This is a genomic window from Bradyrhizobium sp. cf659 (assembly GCF_900113725.1).
GTDB lineage: Bacteria > Pseudomonadota > Alphaproteobacteria > Rhizobiales > Xanthobacteraceae > Bradyrhizobium.
The window spans coordinates 12,784-29,305 of record NZ_FOQJ01000013.1; the positions used below are offsets into that span (position 1 = coordinate 12,784).

18 protein-coding genes are annotated in these 16,522 nt (G+C 64.8%); 6 read left to right on the forward strand and 12 right to left on the reverse strand.

Going from position 1 to position 16,522, the window contains the following annotated elements:
* Nucleotides 1-6 precede the first annotated feature (6 nt).
* Nucleotides 7-1,200 (reverse strand): low temperature requirement protein A, encoded by a 1,194-nt coding sequence (locus BM118_RS34425; RefSeq protein WP_177234978.1) that lies wholly within the window; start codon nucleotides 1,198-1,200, stop codon nucleotides 7-9.
* Nucleotides 1,201-1,225: 25 nt separating this feature from the next.
* Nucleotides 1,226-1,462, reverse strand: a complete 237-nt coding sequence (locus BM118_RS34430; RefSeq protein WP_011088461.1) for a BolA family protein — start codon at nucleotides 1,460-1,462, stop codon at nucleotides 1,226-1,228.
* Between the two features lie 179 nt (nucleotides 1,463-1,641).
* On the opposite strand from BM118_RS34430, the gene BM118_RS34435 reads away from it, so the two are divergent.
* Nucleotides 1,642-2,001 carry a DUF427 domain-containing protein gene (locus BM118_RS34435; RefSeq protein WP_092191662.1) on the forward strand — a complete coding sequence of 120 codons (360 nt, stop codon included), beginning with the start codon at nucleotides 1,642-1,644 and terminating at the stop codon, nucleotides 1,999-2,001.
* A gap of 113 nt (nucleotides 2,002-2,114) precedes the next feature.
* On the opposite strand, the gene BM118_RS34440 is transcribed toward BM118_RS34435, so the two are convergent.
* Entirely contained in the window at nucleotides 2,115-2,288 is a 174-nt protein-coding gene (locus BM118_RS34440; protein WP_027534540.1) for a DUF1328 domain-containing protein, read from the reverse strand.
* A gap of 179 nt (nucleotides 2,289-2,467) precedes the next feature.
* Here BM118_RS34440 and BM118_RS34445 point away from each other — a divergent pair, with 179 nt between their 5' ends.
* Nucleotides 2,468-3,658, forward strand: coding sequence for an acyltransferase family protein (locus BM118_RS34445; RefSeq protein ID WP_092191663.1), 1,191 nt, complete (start codon nucleotides 2,468-2,470; stop codon nucleotides 3,656-3,658).
* 144 nt (nucleotides 3,659-3,802) lie between these two features.
* On the opposite strand, the gene purL is transcribed toward BM118_RS34445, so the two are convergent.
* Nucleotides 3,803-6,013, reverse strand: a complete 2,211-nt coding sequence (gene purL, locus BM118_RS34450) for a phosphoribosylformylglycinamidine synthase subunit PurL (protein WP_092191665.1) — start codon at nucleotides 6,011-6,013, stop codon at nucleotides 3,803-3,805.
* A gap of 183 nt (nucleotides 6,014-6,196) precedes the next feature.
* On the opposite strand from purL, the gene BM118_RS34455 reads away from it, so the two are divergent.
* On the forward strand, nucleotides 6,197-6,676 hold the full coding sequence (locus BM118_RS34455) for a PaaI family thioesterase (RefSeq protein WP_177234954.1): 480 nt from the start codon (nucleotides 6,197-6,199) through the stop codon (nucleotides 6,674-6,676).
* A gap of 75 nt (nucleotides 6,677-6,751) precedes the next feature.
* The gene (locus BM118_RS34460) at nucleotides 6,752-7,717 is read left to right on the forward strand and encodes a DMT family transporter (RefSeq protein WP_092191667.1); all 966 of its coding nucleotides are present in this window, start codon (nucleotides 6,752-6,754) and stop codon (nucleotides 7,715-7,717) included.
* 9 nt (nucleotides 7,718-7,726) lie between these two features.
* Here BM118_RS34460 and BM118_RS34465 read toward each other — a convergent pair whose 3' ends face one another.
* Both BM118_RS34465 and purQ read right to left on the reverse strand, forming a co-directional pair.
* Nucleotides 7,727-8,716 (reverse strand): tripartite tricarboxylate transporter substrate binding protein BugD, encoded by a 990-nt coding sequence (locus tag BM118_RS34465; RefSeq protein ID WP_092191669.1) that lies wholly within the window; start codon nucleotides 8,714-8,716, stop codon nucleotides 7,727-7,729.
* Nucleotides 8,713-9,414, reverse strand: coding sequence for a phosphoribosylformylglycinamidine synthase subunit PurQ (gene purQ / locus BM118_RS34470; protein WP_092191671.1), 702 nt, complete (start codon nucleotides 9,412-9,414; stop codon nucleotides 8,713-8,715). The genes BM118_RS34465 and purQ overlap by 4 nt, the downstream gene beginning before the upstream one ends.
* 167 nt (nucleotides 9,415-9,581) lie before the next feature.
* Between purQ and BM118_RS34475 the strand changes: the two genes are divergently transcribed.
* On the forward strand, nucleotides 9,582-10,598 hold the full coding sequence (locus BM118_RS34475) for a magnesium and cobalt transport protein CorA (RefSeq protein ID WP_092191673.1): 1,017 nt from the start codon (nucleotides 9,582-9,584) through the stop codon (nucleotides 10,596-10,598).
* A 107-nt stretch (nucleotides 10,599-10,705) separates the two neighbouring features.
* Here BM118_RS34475 and purS read toward each other — a convergent pair whose 3' ends face one another.
* Together purS and purC are read right to left on the reverse strand one after the other, a co-directional pair.
* A complete protein-coding gene (gene purS / locus BM118_RS34480) occupies nucleotides 10,706-10,945 on the reverse strand; it encodes a phosphoribosylformylglycinamidine synthase subunit PurS (protein WP_014494125.1) in 240 nt (79 codons plus the stop codon).
* Nucleotides 10,946-10,958: 13 nt separating this feature from the next.
* Complete coding sequence (purC, locus tag BM118_RS34485) at nucleotides 10,959-11,726, reverse strand: phosphoribosylaminoimidazolesuccinocarboxamide synthase (protein ID WP_008974302.1); 768 nt, start codon at nucleotides 11,724-11,726, stop codon at nucleotides 10,959-10,961.
* A 309-nt stretch (nucleotides 11,727-12,035) separates the two neighbouring features.
* On the opposite strand from purC, the gene BM118_RS34490 reads away from it, so the two are divergent.
* A complete protein-coding gene (locus tag BM118_RS34490; protein WP_092191675.1) occupies nucleotides 12,036-12,359 on the forward strand; it encodes a DUF1476 domain-containing protein in 324 nt (107 codons plus the stop codon).
* A 114-nt stretch (nucleotides 12,360-12,473) separates the two neighbouring features.
* Here BM118_RS34490 and cynS read toward each other — a convergent pair whose 3' ends face one another.
* The 4 genes from cynS to BM118_RS34510 all read right to left on the reverse strand — a co-directional run bounded on the left by cynS (nucleotide 12,474) and on the right by BM118_RS34510 (nucleotide 16,427).
* A complete protein-coding gene (cynS, locus tag BM118_RS34495) occupies nucleotides 12,474-12,962 on the reverse strand; it encodes a cyanase (RefSeq protein WP_008135039.1) in 489 nt (162 codons plus the stop codon).
* Nucleotides 12,963-12,978: 16 nt separating this feature from the next.
* On the reverse strand, nucleotides 12,979-13,902 hold the full coding sequence (locus BM118_RS34500) for an ABC transporter ATP-binding protein (RefSeq protein WP_092191677.1): 924 nt from the start codon (nucleotides 13,900-13,902) through the stop codon (nucleotides 12,979-12,981).
* 148 nt (nucleotides 13,903-14,050) lie between these two features.
* Nucleotides 14,051-14,890 (reverse strand): nitrate ABC transporter permease, encoded by an 840-nt coding sequence (gene ntrB, locus BM118_RS34505; protein WP_092191679.1) that lies wholly within the window; start codon nucleotides 14,888-14,890, stop codon nucleotides 14,051-14,053.
* A gap of 157 nt (nucleotides 14,891-15,047) precedes the next feature.
* Nucleotides 15,048-16,427, reverse strand: a complete 1,380-nt coding sequence (locus BM118_RS34510) for a CmpA/NrtA family ABC transporter substrate-binding protein (RefSeq protein ID WP_092191681.1) — start codon at nucleotides 16,425-16,427, stop codon at nucleotides 15,048-15,050.
* Nucleotides 16,428-16,522: the final 95 nt, after the last annotated feature.

Genomic DNA, 16,522 nt, shown 5'->3' on the forward strand with positions numbered 1-16,522 from the left:
CGGGGATCAATGCTCCTCGGCTTCCTCCGGCGTTGACCCCAGCGACACCGACTCCCACACCGCGACCACGATCATGATCACGGTCGTTGCGACCGAGAGCCAGAGCGGCGAGAGATCGGCGGCGAACCACCACAGCCCCAGCAGCAGGATGATGCCGATGCCGTGCGAGAGCTGGAGGAAGCCGCGGATCGCGTGCTTGAACAGGATGGTGCCGACCAGGAATACCAGCGGCCCGCCGATGGTGCTCACGACGATCCTGACGTCGGAATGTCCGGTCGGATGCTTCAGCACCAGCTCATCCGAAACCGCGGTCAGGATGATGCCGGCGACGATCGGCATGTGCAGATAGGTGTAGGCGAGCCGCGCCAGCCGGCCGGATTCGGCGGACTTCGAGATGCGCTCGGAGCCGGCCTCGGCGCCCTTGTGGAAATAGATCCACCACATCGCGATGGCCCCGACCAGCGCCGAGACGAAGGCGAGGATGTTGTCGGCGGTCCAGTCCAGCTCGGCAAAGGTGGCGCCGTTGACGACGACGGCCTCGCCGAGCGCGATGATGATGAAGCCGGCGCAGCGCTCGGCCATGTGGCCGCCCTCGACGGCCCAGGCCTCGACCGACGAGAATCCCAGCTTGGGGACCCAGAAGCGCACCGCTGGCGAGATGTATTCGATCGTCAGCGCCACGATCCAGAACCACAGCCGCGCCTCGTCATGCGCGAGGCCGCCAAGGATCCAGAAGATCGCGGAGCCGCAGAGCCAGACCAGGATGCGGATCGCATTGTGCCGCACCGCCGTCCGGTGGCGCGGGGTTGCGAACATCCAGAAGGCGGTGCGTCCGACCTGCATGGTCGCATAGGCGATCGCGAACCACAGACCCCGCCCCTCGAAGGCGGTCGGGATCGTCGTCGACAGCACGAGGCCGCCCAGCATCATCGAGAAGAGCAGGATGCGGACCGGCGTCAGATCTGGATTGAGCCAGTTGGTGACCCAGGCGGTGTAGACCCACACCCACCACACCGCGAGAAACAGCACCGTGACGTGCACCGCGCCGAGCGGCGTGAAATGGTGCAGCAGCGTGTGCGAGACCTGCGTGACGGCAAAGACGAAGACGAGGTCGAAGAACAGCTCGGCATTGGTGACGCGGCTGTGCTGGTTCGGCACGATGACGCGAAACATCGCGCCGCGCGGATTGTCCGCAGCCATCATCGTTCCCCCGTCGCGGGTCAGATCAGGTGCCGGGTACCCCGGTTTGCAGCGCCAGCGCGTGCAGCACGCCGCCCATCTGGCCGCGCAGGGACTGATAGACGATCTGGTGCTGCTGGACGCGGGACTTACCGCGGAAGGATTCCGAGATCACGGTCGCGGCATAGTGGTCGCCATCGCCGGCGAGGTCACGGATCGTCACCTCGGCATCGGGGATCGCTGCCTTGATCATCGCCTCGATATCGTGGGCGTCCATGGGCATTCGGGTCTTGCTCCTGTCTCGGCTTCGAATCGCTTGCCGGGGTCCCCGGACCGGCAGGGCCAAACTTAGCGTGAACGGCCTTCTACGTCACGCCTTCCGGTACTATATCCCTGATCCCATCAGGATAAAGGCACGACAAAGTGCCGCGCGCGGCAGATTGATCGAAAAGGCGTGAAATCATGAAGCTTCCAGGGCCCGACCACCCCATCACCATCACCCCAAACCCCCGGCGCGTCCGCGTCACCGCGGGCGACATCGTGATCGCCGAGACCAGCAAGGCGCTGACGCTGAAGGAAGCCAAATATCCGGCGGTGCAATATGTGCCGCGACAGGATGCCAACATGGCACTGCTGGAGCGCACCGACCGCGTCACCCATTGCCCCTACAAGGGCGATGCGAGCTATTACAGCGTCAAGGCCGACGGCAAGACGCTCGACAACGCGATCTGGACCTATGAGGCGCCCTTCCCCGCGATGACGGAGATTTCCGGCCATCTCGCCTTCTATCCCGACAAGGTGAAGATCGAGGAAGTGGGGTAGGCTCTCCCGTCATGGCCGGGCTTGACCCGGCCATCCACGTTCTCTGACAGCCGCGGACATGGAAGGCGGGACAAGCCCGGGCATGACGACTGAGTACGCTGACGCGACCCCCGCTACGCCCTGAAGATCGTGAGCCCCAGTATCAGCAGCACCAGGAAGATCACGACGAAGATATAGAACAGGAAGCGGGCGATATCTGCGGAGGCAGCGGAGATGCCGGTAAAGCCGAGCACGCCGGCAACGATCGAGATCAAGAGAAAGATCAGCGCCCATTTCAGGATCGTCATCGCCAGCTCCGACTTGGGTGCCGCTATCCGCGGCCCTCAACGCATTCGGGGACGCTAACTTCGCTGCGCGGAGCTGGTTCCTGACGATACCGGACGGCAAGGCGGGCACAAACGGCGCTTGCTGAATCGGGTTGCCGGCGGCACAGTCTGGCCGGGACGGAAGCAAGACCGGGGCGGCCATGATGACGATGTCACATTCAGCGACGATCGGTGCAGAGGTGCACGCCGCGCCGAAGAGCAAGACGCGCAATCTGTCGCTCGATCGCGCCCGCACCTTCCTGACGCTGGTGGTGCTGCTGCATCACGCGGTGATCCCCTATACTTATTTCGGTCATACCGATCCGAAGTACTTCTTCGGCTTCGACATGATCGTGCTCGCCACCGACAGTTTCTTCATGGCGATGTTCTTCTTCCTGTCGGGACTGTTCGCCTGGTCTGGTATCGCCCGGAAGGGAGCGCGGAGCTATTTGGCAGATCGCCTGCTTCGGCTGGGCTTACCCTTCGCGATCTGCGCCCTTACAGTCATTCCGCTCGCCTATTACGCGATCTCCCTGCGGCAGCATCCCGAGATCGGCTTTTCGGAATTCTGGTGGAATATGGTCACGAAGGGCCCGTGGCCGAGCGGGCCGATCTGGTTCCTTTGGGTCTTGTTCGCCTTCGACCTGGTTGCCTGCCTGCTGCACCGGCTGTCGCCCAATCTGCTCGATCCGATCAATCGCCTCTCGCTACACGGTCGCCGTCGGCCCGCCGTGTTCTTCGCGGTCATGCTTGCCGTCACCGCGGCGTTCTACATTCCCGGGCGGGTTCACTTCGGAGCCGGCAGTTGGTTCGAGTTCGGGCCGTTCTCGGTCCAGCACGGGCGCGTGTTGCTCTACGCGACCTACTTCTTTTTCGGTGCCGGCATCGGCGTTGCGCAAATGGATCGCGGGCTGCTCGCTGCAGACGGCCGGATGGCGAAGGTCAGTTGGGACTGGATGGTGCTGGCGATCGTTCCGTATTGCCTCTTGTGGGTGCTGATCTTCATCAAGCGCGAAATCCTGGGCAACCCGTCGCCGCTCCCGGACTGGTATGAAGCGCTCTATGCCATCTGCTTCACGGTCTTCAGCGTGGCCATCATGTTTCTGATCCTGGCCTTTTTCCAGAGGTTCAAGCAATCAGGCTCAGCCAAGCTGCTCGATCCAATGCAGAGCGACGCGTACGGCATGTTCCTGGTGCACTATCCGATCGCACTGTGGCTGCAATATTGGCTGTTCGACTATGACCTGCCGGCGATCGTCAAGGCCACGCTCGGGTTTGTGCTGACAGTCGCGGCGAGTTGGGCGTTGACGCGAGCGTTGCGGCAGATCCCGGGCGCGACGAAGGTGCTTTGAGGAGGCGGCACCGGCCTCCTATCGTCATTGCGAGCGCAGGTCGTAGCCCGGATGGAGCGCGGCGCAATCCGGGGTGTTGCCACAAGCAACAGCACTCCCGGATTACGCTTCGCTCCATCCGGGCTACGAGATTAAGGCGGCGGCTCAGGCCGCCTTCCCGCCCATATACTCCGGCAGCCAGCGCTCGAACGAGGTCCGCAGTGTATCGATCGCAACCGGCGCCTCGCCGGCGATCGCGATCGCGTCGCCGCCGGTGGTGCCGATCCGCAGGCAGGGCACCTCGCAGCCGCGCATCTTGGCCAGCACGCGGCCGGCCTCCGTTTCCGGCACGGTGACGAGATAGCGCGCCTGGTCCTCGCCGAACCAATAGGCCTGCGACACGAGCGCGGCCGGCGCCGCCAGCAGCTTGGCGCCGATGCCGCTCGCCATCGCCATCTCGGCAAGCGCGATCAGCAGGCCGCCGTCGGAGAGGTCGTGCACGGCGGTCGCGGTGCCCGCATGGATCATGCCGCGCACGCAGTCGCCGTTGCGCTTCTCCGCCGCGAGATCGACCGGCGGCGGCGCGCCCTCCTCGCGACCGCAGATGTCGCGCAAGTAGACCGACTGGCCGAGCCAGCCATGGGTCTCGCCGATCAAGAGAATCGCCTCGCCTTCCGCCTTGAAGGCGAGCGAGGCGGACTTGGTGAAATCGTCGAGCAGGCCGACACCGCCGATCGAGGGCGTCGGCAGGATCGCGCGGCCGTTGGTCTCGTTGTAGAGCGAGACGTTGCCGGAGACGACCGGGAAGTCGAGCGTGCGGCAGGCTTCCGAGATGCCCTTCAGGCAGCCGACGAACTGGCCCATGATCTCGGGCCTTTCAGGATTGCCGAAGTTGAGATTGTCGGTGATCGCAAGCGGCTTGCCGCCGACCGCGGTGATGTTGCGCCAGGCCTCCGCCACCGCCTGCATGCCGCCCTGGTAGGGATCGGCCTCGCAATAGCGCGGCGTGACGTCGACGGTCAGCGCCAGGCCCTTCGGGCCGTCCTGCACGCGCACCACGGCGGCATCGCCGCCGGGGCGCTGCATGGTGTTGCCGAGGATGACGTGGTCGTACTGCTCCCAGACCCAGCGCTTGCTGCACATGTCGGGCGTGCCGATCAGCTTCTCCAGCGCGGCCCCGACGCTCATCGGTGCCGGCACCTCGCGCGCGTGCACGACCGGCAGCGCGGCGGAGGGGACATGCGGGCGGTCATAGAGCGGCGCCTCGTCGCCGAGCTCCTTGATCGGCAGGTCGGCCATGACGTCGCCGCCATGCTTGACCACGAAGCGCTTGCTCGGCGTGGTGTAGCCGACCACGGCGAAGTCGAGCCCCCACTTCTTGAAGATCGCCTCGGCTTCCTTCTCCTTCTCGGGCTTGAGCACCATCAGCATGCGCTCCTGGCTCTCCGAGAGCATCATCTCGTAGGCGCTCATGCCGGTCTCGCGGGTCGGCACCGCGTCGAGATCGAGGTCGACGCCGAGGTCGCCCTTGGCGCCCATCTCGACGGCCGAACAGGTGAGCCCCGCCGCGCCCATGTCCTGGATCGCGATGACGCAGCCCTTCTCCATGATCTCGAGGCAGGCTTCCAGCAGCAGCTTCTCGGCGAAGGGATCGCCGACCTGCACGGTGGGGCGCTTCTCCTCGGACTTGTCGTCGAACTCGGCCGAGGCCATCGAGGCGCCGTGGATGCCGTCACGGCCGGTCTTGGAGCCCAGATAGACGATCGGCATGTTCACGCCGGAGGCGGCCGCATAGAAGATCTTGTCGGCGTCAGCGAGGCCCACGGCCATCGCGTTGACGAGGATGTTGCCGTCATAGCGGGTGTGGAAGCGCACCTGGCCCCCCACCGTCGGCACGCCGAAGGAATTGCCGTAGCCGCCGACGCCGGCGACCACGCCGGAGACTAGATGCCGGGTCCTGGCATGCTCGGGGGCACCGAAGCTCAGCGCATTGAGGCAGGCGATCGGGCGCGCGCCCATGGTGAAGACGTCGCGCAAAATGCCGCCGACGCCGGTGGTCGCGCCCTGGTAGGGCTCGATGTAGCTCGGGTGGTTGTGGCTCTCCATCTTGAAGACCACGGCCTGGCCGTCGCCGATGTCGATCACGCCGGCATTCTCGCCCGGGCCCTGGATCACCCAGGGCGCCTTGGTCGGCAGGCCGCGCAGATGGATGCGCGAGGATTTGTACGAGCAGTGTTCGTTCCACATCGCCGAGAAGATGCCGAGCTCGGTGAAGGTCGGCTCCCGCCCGATCAGCTTCAGGATGCGCTCGTACTCGTCGGGCTTGAGCCCGTGGGCGGCAACCAGTTCGGGGGTGATCTTGGGTTCGTTCTTCATGGATTCGGGGCTTTCGGCGGCGGTTGGCCGTTCTTAGGAAGATCGGGGCCTCGCGAAAAGCCCTTTATGGCGCATTTTCCCACTGTCCCACGTTTTGCGGTCGGGGGGTGCGGGAACGGGAATTGCACGGCGCAGACAGATCGGATTTAAGGGCTGAAGACCCGCAATTGAAGGCCCATTTCCTTGCACGAATTGACCAAAACGGCCGCCTCGCCCCGCCCCGAGCTGCATGTCGCGACCGAGGGTGAGTTCAAGGGCTGGCAAACCTGGATCAGGGACAGCTTTGAGAACCATATCGGTCCCTTCTGGCACCGCCTGGAGGCGGATGGCAGCGTCCGCTGCGCCTTCCGGGTCGAAAAGAAGCATTTGAACGGCTCCGGCAACGTCCATGGCGGCTGCTTCATGGCCTTCGCCGATTACTGCCTGTTCGCGATCGGCCGGGCCGCGCTGAATGGCCGCGGCGTGACGGTCAATTTCGCCTGCGAGTTCCTGGATGCCGGGCATGAGGGCGAGCTGATCGAGTGCACCGGCGAGGTCACCCGCGCCGGCGGCTCGTTGATCTTCCTGCGCGGGCAGATGGCCTCCGGCGAGCGCCGGCTGTTCACCTTTTCCGGGACGATCAAGCGGGCCAAGCGGAAGTCGCTCCCTCAGCCGAACGCATAGCTCGGCGCCTTCCCTTTTGGCGTCCCCTCGCCCAGACTTGCGCGAAGCGCGGTCGCGCCGGGGAGCAGGAACAAGGTGCCGCAGAGCACGTCGCCGAGGGGTCGCGCAGCGGCCTCCGTATCATCGCCGCTACCGTCCGTGGCCGCGACCGGCGCCCGTAACTGGCGCGACTATGCGCTGCTGTTCGCGCTCGCCTGCTGCTGGAGCTCCACCTATCCGCTGGCCAAGCTGGCGCTGGACACGATCCCGCCCATCACCTTCATCTCGGCGCGTTCGCTGATCGCGGCCGCCTTCCTGTTCGCGATCCTGTGGATGCGCGGCGTCAGGATCCCGACCGATGCGAAGGCCTGGAAGCTGTTCGCGACCCAGCAGCTGATCAACTCGACCTTCCCGTTCCTGGTCATCACCTGGTCGCAGCAATATGTGCCGGCGTCCAACACGGTGGTGCTGGCCTCGACGACGCCGATCTTCGCCTTCCTGATCACCTCGCTGATCACGCGCCACGAGCCCGCCACGCTGTTGAAGCTCGCGGGCGCGATCCTCGGTCTCGCCGGCACCGTCGCCATCGTCGGCCTCGATGCGCTCGGCGGCCTCGGTCGTGAGATCATCGCGGAGATCGCGATCCTGCTCGCCACCATCTCCTTCGCCTGCGCGACGATCTTCGGCCTCAGGCTGTCCGACTACGACCCGATGGTGGTGGCCGCCGGCTCGCTGCTGTTCGGCGGCCTCATCCTGCTCCCGCCCTCGCTGATCATCGACCAGCCCTGGACGCTGCATCCGACGCCGACGGCGATCATCGCCACCATCGTCATGGGCATCGTCTCCAGCGCGTTGGGGCTGATGCTGTTCTACGTCTGCCTCGGCCGGCTCGGCACGCTGACCACGAATGCGCAAGGCTATTTGCGCATCCCGATCGGCGTCGGCCTGTCCGTGCTGCTGCTCGGCGAGAGCGTGCCGTCGAACCTGGCGCTGGGCCTGCTGCTGGTCATGGCCGGCGTTGCCGCGATGACGGTGCCGGCCGAGCGGCTGAAGCTGCGCTAGCGCGAGGCGCTATGGCTTGGCGTCGTCCGCCAGCATCTTCCGGTACTTCTCGACGTCGCGCGTCACGAGCTGCTGAAGCAGCTCCGGCGTATGCTCGTTGTCGTCGGGCGCGACGGTCGAGAGATCGGCAAAACGCTTCTTGACCGCGTCGGTTTCGACCGCGGTGCGCGCCGCCGCATTCAGCTTGGCGATGACGGCCGGCGGCGTGCCCTTGGGCGCGAACAGGCCGTTCCAACCCTGCGCCTCGAATTCGGGCAGGCCGCCTTCGGCAGACGTCGGCAGATCGGGCAGCGTCGCGAGCCGCACGGTCGAGCCGACCACCAGCCCCCGCACCAGCTTCTCGTTGATCGACTGCGACACCGAGGCGGCCGCGTCGCAGACGCCGTCGATCTGGCTGCCGACCGCATCGGTCAGCGCAGGCGCGGCGCCGCGATAGCCGACCAGCGTCGCGTCGATCCCGGCAGCGGTGACGAAGCTCTTGCAGATCAAATAGTTCGACGAGCCGACGCCGGCATGGCCGAGATTGATCTTGCCCGGATTGGCCTTGGCGTAGGCGATGAACTCCTTGAGATCCTTCGCTGGAAAATCCTTCCGGATCGCGACGATGCCGAACGTCTTCGCCACCATGGCGATCGGCACGAAGGATTCGGGCGTGAACGGCAGCTTTGGATAGATCGTGTAGGTCGCCGCATTGGTGCCGGCATTGCCGATCGCGATGGTGTAACCGTCAGGCTCGGCGCGGGAGGCGCGCGCCAGCGCGGTCGAACCGCCCGCGCCGGCGACGTTCTCGATCACGATGGTCTGGCCGAGCGCGATGCCCATCTGCTCGGCGACCGTGCGCGCGATCACGTCCGAGGTGCCGCCGGCCGCGAACGGCACGATCATGGTGATCGGACGCTTGGGGAAATCCTGGGCGAATGCGGCACTTCCAAACGAAAGTGTTGCGATCGACAGCGCAGCGAGCGCGGCCAGAGACCGCTTCAGCACGAACGAAATCACGCGGCCTTTTCCAGATGCTGGACGAGACCGGCGAACAGGCCGCGGCCGTCGGTGCAGCCCATGATGTCTTCGACGTGGTTTTCCGGATGCGGCATCATGCCGAGCACGTTGCCCCTGTCGTTGACGAGGCCGGCGATCGAATGCGCCGCGCCGTTGATGTTGTGGCGCTCGTCAACCGCGCCGTCGGCCGAGCAGTAGCGATAGAGCACCCGCCCCTCGCCCTCGATGCGCTTGATGGTCTCCTCATCCGCCTCGTAGTTGCCCTCGCCGTGTGCGACGGGGACGCGGATCACCTGCCCGGCATTGTAGCCGCGGGTGAACGGCGTGTCGGAGCGCTCGACGCGCAGATGCACGTCGCGGCAGATGAATTTCAGCTGCGCATTGCGCATCAGGACGCCCGGCAAGAGGCCGGACTCGCAGAGGATCTGAAAACCGTTGCAGACGCCGAGCACGAGGCCGCCCTTGGCCGCATAGTCGCGCACCGCATCCATCACCGGCGCACGCGCGGCGATTGCGCCACAGCGCAGGTAATCGCCATAGGAGAAGCCGCCGGGCACGACCACGAGATCGGTGCCTGCCGGGAGCGACGTCTCGGCGTGCCACACCATCGTGGGCTCGCTGCCCGAGATCAGCCTCAGCGCGCGCGCCATGTCGCGCTCGCGGTTGATTCCGGGAAAGACGAGGATGGCGGCTTTCATGGCAGGGGTTCCGACGGTGACGGGAATCGGGCTGGCCGAAGGGCCAAATCGTGAAGAGACATAGCCATTTGACGGGGATTTTACCAGTGCTAGCCTTGCCGGGCGGCCTTGTACACAGGCCATAGCCACGGCACTTTTGCCTGACGATTTTGCCCGGGATTGAAGCCATGAACGTCCCGTCGCTCCCCGCATCCCTCTCCGAACCGGTATCCGCCGAAGGCGTCGTCGCCGCGGGTGCCTATGTCGACGGCCGGCGCGTCGCCAACATCGCCATCAGCGAGGCCTCGAGCTGGCGGGCCAAGCCCGGCCACGTGGTCTGGATCGGGCTGCACGAGCCCGACATGGCCCTGCTCAGCGCGGTGCAGAAACAGTTCGACCTGCACGATCTCGCCATCGAGGACGCCAATCACGCCCATCAGCGGCCGAAAATCGAGCAATATGGCGAGGCCCTGTTCATCGTGGCGCGGACGGCGCAACTGGTCGAGGGCCGGATTGCCTTCGGCGAGACCCACATCTTCGTCGGCGAAGGCTATCTGGTCTCGGTGCGCCACGGCGCCTCGACCTCCTACACGCCGGTGCGCGAACGCTGCGAAAGCTGCCCGCGGGCGCTCGCGCGCGGCGAGGACTACATCCTCTATGCCATCCTCGATTTCATCGTCGACAACTACTCGCCGGTGCTCGAGAGCATCCATGACGAGGTCGAGGGCATCGAGGACGACGTGCTCTCCAAGCCGCTCAGCAAGGCGCAGATCGAGCGGCTCTACATGCTGCGCCGCGACCTGCTGCGGCTCAGGAATGCGATCGGCCCGCTGGTGGAGGTCTGCCGCCGGCTGGAGCATGACGAGCTGGCGATGGTGCGCGCGACCATGCAGCCGCTGTTCCGCGACGTCACCGACCACGTCAGGAACATCCAGGAGCGCATCGATTCCATGCGCGAGGTGCTGGCCTTCGCCTTCGAAGCGAGCCTGCTGGTGGGCCAGGCGCAGGAGACGGCGGTCTCCAAGAAGCTCGCCTCGTGGCTCGCGATCATCGCGATCCCGACCGCGCTCGCCGGCATCTACGGCATGAACTTCAAGCACATGCCGGAGCTGGAATGGGAATACGGCTATTACATGCTGCTCGGCGTGATGCTGATGGCATGCGGCGCGCTCTATTGGCGCTTCCGTCGCGTCGGATGGCTGTGAGCGCGAAAGCGCTCAGCCAGCAAGCCCGGATGCGGCGTCACAACCGGTCCAACTCCTCATCCCGAGGAGCGCGCCCTTCGCGCTCCTCACGTGAGGATATGACAGGGTCAGACGATCTCGACCCGGTAGTTCTCGATCACGGTGTTCGCCAGCAGCTTGTCGGCGGCCTCCTTCAGCGCGGCTTCCGCCTTGGCCTTGTCGGCGCCGGCGAGCTCGATGTCGAACACCTTGCCCTGGCGGACACTGGCAACGCCGTCGACGCCGAGCGACTTCAGCGCGCCTTCGATGGCCTTGCCCTGCGGATCGAGGATGCCCGTTTTCAAGGTAACGGTGACACGTGCCTTCACGTCGAAAACCCCTTTAGCTCTTCACCAGCACCGGGCCGGAGCCCGCCGGACGCTCGTTCTCCATGAGGATGCCGAGGCGTTTTGCAACTTCGGTATAGGCCTCCAGCAGCCCGCCGAGATCCCGGCGGAAACGATCCTTGTCGAGCTTCTCGTTCGACTTGATGTCCCACAGACGGCAGGAGTCCGGCGAGATCTCGTCAGCGACGATGATCCGCATCATCTCGTTCTCGAACAGCCGCCCGCACTCCATCTTGAAGTCGACGAGGCGGATGCCGATGCCGAGGAAGAGGCCGGTGAGGAAGTCGTTGACGCGGATGGCGAGCGCCATGATGTCGTCGATCTCCTGGGGCGTCGCCCAGCCGAAAGCGGTGATGTGCTCTTCCGAGACCATGGGGTCGTTGAGCTGGTCGTTCTTGTAGTAGAATTCGATGATCGAGCGCGGCAGCTGGGTGCCCTCCTCGATGCCGAGGCGCTGCGACAGAGAGCCGGCGGCGACGTTCCGCACCACCACTTCCAGCGGCACGATCTCGACCTCGCGAATCAACTGCTCGCGCATGTTGAGGCGGCGGATGAAGTGGGTCGGCACCCCGATGTCGTTGAGGTGCTGAAACAGGTACTCCGAGATCCGGTTGTTGAGGACACCCTTGCCCTCGATCACCTGATGCTTTTTCGCATTGAACGCGGTGGCGTCATCCTTGAAGTGCTGGATCAGGGTACCGGGCTCCGGGCCTTCGTAAAGAACCTTTGCCTTGCCTTCATAAATGCGACGCCGACGGCTCATGGGGATGTACCGTGTTTTGTTGAAATCCATGAATTTGGTGTGCTCCGGTTGACTAGGATTACGACCCACAGCGGAGCTGCCGTGAACGGCCGGGAACCCGTAGAAACAGAACGGGAACCAAGCCTTTAGGCAACCTATCCGATTGGCTGTCCGAGCACAATCGATCCGGCCGTCCGGCACCAACTTATACCGTTTTGCCTGCGGCTTAACGGCTCGTTGTTTTGCCGATTCGTGCCCCTTATCTAGGCATGCGCCGGGGCTGTCGCAACGAGGGCCGCCGGGTCCAGTCAGCAGGGAATTGGAAAAGGCATGAGCGAGATCAACAAGCGCGAGGAAGGCTTTGAGAAGAAGTTCGCCCTCGACGAGGAGCAGAAGTTCAAGGCGGAGGCCCGCCGCAACCGGCTGCTCGGGCTGTGGGCCGCGGAAAAGCTCGGCATATCAGGCGAAGCCGCCACGGCCTACGCCAAGGAGGTGGTCGCGGTCGATTTCGAGGAGGCCGGCGATGCCGATGTCCTGCGCAAGCTCATGGCCGATTTCGCCGCCAAGAGCGTCGTCGTCACCGAGCAGGCGATTCGCGCCAAGATGAGCGAGTTGCTCGGTGTCGCCGCGGCCGAGGTGAAGGCGGGGACGTAAGGCGAAGCGTCCCCACGACAGGCTGTCATTCCGGGGCGGTCCGCAGGACCGAACCCGGAATCTCGAGATTCCGGATCGGCGCTGTCGCGCCGTCCGGAATGACAGAGCGGGAAATCAGCCCTCCTTGAAGCCATACTCCGGCACGTTGCCGCTGGCGCCGTAATATTTGTACGGCAGGAACTTGCCGCTCATGGTGATCTTGACGCGGTCGCCCTTCGGGTTGGCGACGCGCTCGATTCCCATGTCGAAGTCGATCGCCGACATGATGCCGTCGCCGAACTCCTCCTCGATCAACGCCTTCCAGGCCGGGCCGTTCACCATCACCATCTCGTAGAAGCGGTAGATCAGCGGATCGGTCGGCGGCATCGGCGTGCCGGTGCCGCGCATCGGCACCTCGTTGAGCATCGCCGTCTCGGCCTTCGACAGGCCGAACAGCTCGCCGGCATTGGCCGCCTGCGGCTTCGTCAATTTCATCTGGCCGAGGATCGCGCCGACGATCAGCACCTCCGCGTAACCGCCGACCTGCTCGCAGATGTATTTCCAGGTCCAGCCCTTCTCGCGCTTGATGTCGAGCAGCTTTTCGGTGAGGTCTTCTCGTTTCATATCAGGGTCTCCCTTTTTAAGCAGTCAGCCCGGGACTGGTCCCGGATGTCCAGGTCTGTCGTTGCTCTTCGCCATTTGACGCGACCGTCAGCCCGGGCTTGCCGATATGCACCACGGGCACGTTGCGTGGATCGTGATCGGGCTTCTCGGCCGCGAATGTCTTGCTGCGCGTCACCAGGAAATCGATGATGTGGTTGCGCAGCGCGTAGTACAGCGGATGGCGGTGCAGGTCGGTGCGGCCGCGATCCTTCGGCAGCGGATTTTCGACCACCTCCGCCAGCACCGCGCCGGGGCCGTTGGTCATCAGAAAGATCTTGTCGGCGAGGTAGATCGCCTCGTCGACGTCGTGGGTGATCATGAACGCGGTCTGCCCGGTCTCGAGGCAAATGCGCCGCACCTCGTCCTGAAGCGTGCCGCGCGTCAGCGCGTCCAGCGCCGAGAACGGCTCATCCATCAGCATCATTTTCGGCGTGATCGAGAGCGCGCGGGCGATGCCGACGCGCTGCTTCATGCCACCCGAGAGCTCCGAGGGGCGCTTGTGCTCCGAACCCGTCAGGCCGACGAGATCGATGAAGGTTTGCGCGTGCGCCTTGACCTTCGCCCGATCCCAGCTCCGCCATTTCGAGCTCACGGCATAGGCGACGTTGCCGAGCACGGTGCGCCAGGGCAGCAGCGCGTGGCTCTGGAAGATCACGGCGCGGTCGAGGCTGGTGCCCGAGATCGCCTGCCCGTCCACGATCACCGCGCCCTCGCTCGGCGCGTCGAGGCCGGCGAGGATGTTGAGCACCGTGGTCTTGCCGCAGCCGGAATGGCCGATCACGCAACAAAACTCGCCGCGCGGCATCGACAGCCAGAGATTCTCGAACACGGCGGTCGTGGCACCGCCCGCACCCGGATAGCGCTTTGCGATGCCTTCGATGGAGACGAATTTGTCGGTCACGTCAGGTCTCGTGTCCCGCACGCGGTGCAGCGCGCAGCGGTGCGCCGCAGATGCGGGACCCATGTCGCCGCAATGGGTCCCGGTTCAGCACTGCAGCGCTGCGCGCCGCAATGCGCCCGGGACACGAGAGGGTTGGGCGTTGCCATACTCACTCCGGAAATGTGACCATGCGCGTGAAGCGCGCGAGGATCTGGTCGAGCAGCATGCCGACGATCCCGATCAGGAGGATCGCGATGATGACGTTGGTGATCGAGAGGTTGTTCCACTCGTTCCAGACGAAGTAGCCGATGCCGGTGCCGCCGACGAGCATCTCGGCGGCGACGATCACGAGCCAGGCAATGCCGATCGAGATGCGCATGCCGGTCAGGATCGTCGGCGCCGCCGCCGGCAGGATCACGGTGAAGGCGCGCCTGATGGTGCCGACCTCGAGCGTGCGCGCGACGTTGATCCATTCCTTGCGCACGCTGGCAACGCCAAAGACGGTGTTGAGCAGCATCGGCCAGATCGAGCAGATGAAGATGACGAAGATCGCGGAGATCGAGGAATCCTTGATGGTGTAGAGCGCAAGCGGCATCCAGGCGAGCGGCGAGATCGGCTTCAAGACCTGGATGAAGGGATCGAGCGCCTTGCTCAGCAGCGGCGACATGCCGATCAGGAAGCCGAGCGGAATGGCGACGAGCACGGCGAGCAGATAGCCGGTACCGACGCGCGCGATGGAATAGGCGAGCTGGATGCCGAGCCCCTTGTCGTTCGGCCCGTTGTCGTAGAATGGCCGCTTCAGATGCTCCCACAGCTTTGCGCCGACATCGAGCGGCCCCGGCATGGCGGATTTGCCCTGCGTCGCGGTGAGGCCCATCAGCTTGGCGTATTCCGGGCTCATCGTCGCGACCGGCGCAGTCGAACGCGTGGCGAGATGCCAGATGCCGAGGAACGCGGCCAGCAGCACGATCGAGACGAGGCCGGCGCGGAGACGGAGGGAAGTACTCATCTCCCTCTCCCCGCTTGCGGGGAGAGGGTTGGAGTGAGGGGGGCTCTCCGCGAGGGAGGTGAGAGACGGACTCGCGGAGAGTCCCCCTCACCCGATCGCTTCGCGATCGACCTCTCCCCGCAAGCGGGGCGAGGTGAAGAGAGAGCGCGGCCCATCCTCACGACGCCTTCCTGATCTTGAAGCTCGCGACGTAATCCTCGGGCTTTGCCGGATCGAAGGTCTTGCCCATCACCGCGAAGGATTTGTAGCTGCTCGCCGGCGGCGACAGGCCCATCTCGGTCATCAGCTTCTTGGTATCGGTCGCCAGATACACCTGCTCGGCCACCGCCTTGTAGTCGACGTCGCCCTTGATCTGGCCCCAGCGCTTCATCTGCGTCAGCATCCACACCGCAAAGGACTGCCAGGGGAACGGATCGAAATCGACGCGCTTGGCGTCGGTCTTCACTCCGCCGAGGCCGTCGGCATAGGTGCCGGTCAGGACCTGCTCCAGCACCGTAACAGGCGCATTGATGTAGTTCGCGGGCGCGATGGCTTCGGCGATCTGCTTGCGGTTCTCCGCCTTCGACGCGTAGGCGGTGGCATCGACGATCGCGCGCGTCAGCGCGGCAAAGCTGTTCGGCGCCGTGGTGATGAATTCGCGGCTGGCGGCAAAGCTGCAGCAGGGATGGCCGTCCCAGATCTCCTTCGAGAGCAGGTGCATGAAGCCGACGCCGTCATAGATCGCGCGCTGACAGATGTTGTCGGGCGCGAGGAAGCCGTCGATGTTGTCTGCGCGCAGGTTGGCGACCATCTCCGGCGGCGGCACCGAGCGCAACTGAACGTCGGTATCGGGGTCGAGCCCGTGCTCGGCGAGATAATAGCGCAGCAGATAATTGTGCATGGAGTAATCGAAGGGGATCGCGAATTTCAGGCCCTTCCAGTCCTTCGGGTCGCGCTTGTCCTTGTGCTTGGTCGCCAGCACGATGCCCTGCCCGTTGATGTTCTCGATCGCGGGGACGGCAAACGGAATGGCGTTGGCGCCAAGCCCCAGCGAGATCGCGATCGGCATCGGCGCCAGCATGTGCGCAGCGTCGTATTCCTTGTTGATGGTCTTGTCGCGGATCACGGCCCAGCCGGCGGTCTTGACCACTTCGACGTTGAGGCCATGCTTGGAATAGAAGCCCATCGGGGCCGCCATGATGATCGGCGTCGCGCAAGTGATCGGGATGAAGCCGACCTTGAGGTCCTTCTTCTCGGGCGCTCCGGCCTGCGCAAAGACTTCGGTCGCCGTCTGAATCGGAAAGAACTGCGACAGCGCGGCCAGCGCCGTGGACGCACCGACCGATTTCAGGAAGGCGCGCCGCGCCACGTCCTGCGGAAACATCGCGCGCATCACGGCGGAGGCGACGACGCCCTCGTAGCGCTTCTCCTCGCTCTCGACCGGATCACAGCGCAACGCCGTGGCCTGCTCGTGCTCTGCCGCGGATTGGTGCCGGCCGCAGACACAGCCGGCTCGAAGGTTGCGATCGGGATCAAACGGATTGTCGAACGTGGACATCGGACCTCCTGCGCATCATTGCGGGAGGAATTACGCAAGGAGCATGCCACCGCCTTTCGGCCGGCCAGTGCCTTGATGACGCAGCACTTTTAGTC